This window comes from Okeania sp. (assembly GCF_983059655.1).
The window spans coordinates 1-2171 of sequence record NZ_CEZPJD010001082.1; the positions used below are offsets into that span (position 1 = coordinate 1).

Annotated in this window: 2 protein-coding genes; both read left to right on the forward strand. The window is 32.2% G+C overall.

All coding sequences use genetic code 11. From position 1 onward, the window contains the following. Nucleotides 1–103: 103 nt before the first annotated feature. A complete protein-coding gene (locus tag AC3DU7_RS31995) occupies nt 104–1147 on the forward strand; it encodes an ABC transporter substrate-binding protein (protein WP_488043256.1) in 1044 nt (347 codons plus the stop codon). Nucleotides 1148–1411: 264 nt separating this feature from the next. Next, the gene (locus AC3DU7_RS32000; protein WP_488043257.1) at nt 1412–1984 is read left to right on the forward strand and encodes a TerD family protein; all 573 of its coding nucleotides are present in this window, start codon (nt 1412–1414) and stop codon (nt 1982–1984) included. Nucleotides 1985–2171 lie beyond the last annotated feature (187 nt).

Below are 2171 nucleotides of genomic sequence, written 5' to 3' on the forward strand. Positions count from 1 at the left end.
GATAACTGATAACTGATAACTGATAACTGATAACTGATAACTGATAACTGAAAAAGCTATCAGCTACTGAAAACTAATAATTGTTAACTAATAAATGAAAAAAATGAATTCTATTAATCGTCGTCAATTTATTCAGTATAGTAGCCTCGCGATTAGTACCAGCATATTAACAAGTTGTGCTACTCCTGATAACTCTAATTCTAATGCTAAAAATAACAAAAATCTTGATAAAGTTACCTATGGAACTAATTGGTATGCTCAAGCCGAACATGGAGGCTTTTATCAAGCAATTGCTACAGGTATTTATGAAGATTATGGATTAGATGTGACTATTAAAATGGGTAATGCTCAGGTGAATGGAACTCAACTATTAGTAGGAGGTGCAATTGACTTTTATATGGGCTTAAGTATAGAAGCAATTAGTGCCGTAGAAGCAGGAATTCCTACTATTGCAGTGGCAGCTATTTTCCAAAAAGATCCCCAAGTATTAATTGCTCATCCAGGAGTAGGAAATGACTCCTTAGAACAACTCAAAGGTAAACCTATTTTGACATCATCTTTACCAGGTAAACCCTTTTGGGAATTTCTTAAATCTAAATATGGTTATACAGATGACCAGAGACGTCCTTACAATTATAGTGTGGCTCCATTTTTATTAGATAAAAATTCAATTCAGCAAGGTTATATCACATCAGAACCTTTTACAATTGAGAAAAAAGGAGGCTTTAAACCTGTAGTAATGTTATTAGCAGATTATGGCTATCAACCTTATGCTACTACTATAGCAACAACAACAAAAATGGTAGAGAATAATCCCGATTTAGTGCAGAGATTTGTTGATGCTTCAATTAAAGGTTGGTATAGTTATTTAGAAAATCCTGAACCAGCTAATCAATTAATCAAAAAAGATAATCCAGAAATGACAGATGACTTATTAGCTTATAGCTTAGAAAAAATGAAAGAATATGGCATTATTATTTCTGGAGATGCTGTAACAAAAGGTATTGGTGCGATGACTGATGAACGATGGAAATCATTCTTTGATACTGTTGTAGAAGCTGGAGTAATTAAGCCAAATACTAACTATAAAGAAGCTTTTACTTTACAATTTGTTAATCAGAAAGTAGGAAAGGTAATTAATAATTAATAATGAATAATTACTTCTCCTTTAAAACGGATAGGATTGATGTAAAAGGGAATTTTTTTTATTCTCTTGCTCCATTGGATATGCCTCAGATATCTCGCCATCCCTCAACCGCTTTTTTATCCATTCATAAAGAAAAAAAATCCTTCGATCTAGTCCTCTTATTTATAAGAAGAGGTAATTCTAAATTCTGAATTATAAATTCTAAATTCTTGAATATTCCTGTAGAATAAGAATTAGCAAACAAAATTACACAAGAGGAAAATTATGTCTATTAATCTCAGCAAAGGTGAAAGAGTAAATCTTTCCAAAGAATCTCCCAATTTGAAGCAAGCAGGTATTGGCTTGGGATGGGATGTAAATACTACAGACACAGGGGCAGACTTTGACTTAGATGCCTCTATATTTATGTTAGGAGCTAATGGAAAAATTCCAGCAGAAAAATACTTTGTTTTCTACAATAATCTCATATCACCAGATAGTTCAGTTAAACATTCAGGAGATAGTAGAACAGGAGAAGGTTCTGGAGATGATGAACTTATAGAAATTGATTTAACAAAAGTAGATGGAGCTATTCAAGAAATAATTTTTGTCGTAACTATTCATGAAGCAGATGCCAGGAGACAAAACTTTGGACAAGTGAGAAATTCTTTTATTAGAATCTATGATATTACCACCGAAGAAGAAGTAGCTAAATATGAATTAGAAGAAGATTTTTCACGGGAAACAGCTCTAGAATTTGGCAGACTTTATCGCAAAGATAATGATTGGAGATTCCAAGCAGTTGGACAAGGTTATAACTCTGGTTTACAAGGATTTGTTGATAAATATGCGTCTTAAATCAGCTAATATTATTAGAATAACTTAGGACTTTGGCAAGCAATTAAGAATACTTTTTGATTTAATTAAACTTAATCAGTTATAGCACTACAAGAATTGGTTAGGACATTTTTTAGTGCTAAAACCCTTTTATATAGCAATGAGCGCTGGTATATTTACAAATTGCAGGATTGGCCAAATAGCTAAA

Excerpts from the sequence above, each read along its gene's own strand:
- AC3DU7_RS31995 (WP_488043256.1), top strand. The coding sequence starts at position 104 with ATGAATTCTATTAATCGTCGTCAATTTATTCAGTATAGTAGCCTCGCG.
- AC3DU7_RS32000 (WP_488043257.1), top strand. The coding sequence starts at position 1,412 with ATGTCTATTAATCTCAGCAAAGGTGAAAGAGTAAATCTTTCCAAAGAA.